At 50.0% G+C, this 1,045-nt stretch carries 1 pseudogene; it reads right to left on the bottom strand.

Annotated features, from left to right (window positions below):
• Positions 1-168 precede the first annotated feature (168 nt).
• Positions 169-369: pseudogene (locus HMPREF2860_RS11385) on the bottom strand (ClbS/DfsB family four-helix bundle protein); the annotation flags it as partial.
• Positions 370-1,045 lie beyond the last annotated feature (676 nt).

Below are 1,045 nucleotides of genomic sequence, written 5' to 3'. Positions count from 1 at the left end.
AAGTAAACAACATTAAACAAAATAAACAGCATAAGCTAACCTTCTAGTGCTGATGCTCTCTTTCGGCTTAGGGGGCTATCAGGTCGGTCTTGTCGTGGTTGATATGAGGGCCCCTAGTCGACCGGCAGTAGACCCACGGGCAAATCAAAACCAAATACGTCCGTCGTGTCACAATCGCTGCCTTGACTCAAACAGCTGCGACCCGGTCAGGCAAGCTACCAGTTGGGTTGCCTCGTCGAGCAGAATGTCGTACCTATTGATCAGATTTTGTGGCGGCGTCAGCTCGCAATGTTGGTAGAACGGCTCGGACAAACCACCTAGCTGACTCCATTTGAAATCAGGGTCTGGAGCCACCACCTCCTTGCCAGTTTGCTCTTCTCGTTCCTAGCTAAGCAGTAGTTTGATCCAGCCCAGCTATTACGCGATAATCTGCCGGGGCGTGCGGTTAATCCTCTCAACCAGCATTTTCCAACCATTATCGGGAATATCCTCGAGCTCGCAGCTGAGTAGGCTTCCGCGCTTAGCGATGTCTGCTCCAAGTTCGCTTCCGCATTCATGAGACTTCACCAGACATCTTCTGTCAAGGACTCTTTATCCGATGTATTCATGCGTATGTTTAAGCGTCCTGGGCTTAGTTCCGCTTTTACGAGCCTGAGTTGACGGGATGGACGAGATGGTTCTACGTTGTGCTTCCCGTGGTGTGGTCAGTCCAGCACTTTGTGAATGTGCATATTGCTTTAGCAATGTATCCTCCGTAAAGTCGCAAACCCACCTTCTCCGAACTATGCCCACGCGTCTTGAGCATTAATCAGTTTTGCCTTGTAGGGACTGTCGGCTCCCTTAGTTAGAGCGCTGTAATAGCAACCGTCGAATGTGATCACGCTCGGTCGAGTTTCAGGGCTGTAGTAGGAACTAAATCCAGTACGCTTCACCTGCTGCCTCGCACATGTTGTAGTTAGATCGCTTATAGCTGTTCATATGCTGATGCGCGTTATAAAAATGCTCCGTGGCCTGCGGGTTCGCTTTATGTGTGAAGTGTGTGTAA

The organism is Corynebacterium sp. HMSC064E10 (genome assembly GCF_001812505.1).
GTDB lineage: Bacteria > Actinomycetota > Actinomycetes > Mycobacteriales > Mycobacteriaceae > Corynebacterium > Corynebacterium amycolatum.
The sequence above is the reverse complement of the archived record's forward strand: the minus strand, read 5'-3'. Positions and strand labels throughout refer to the sequence as shown.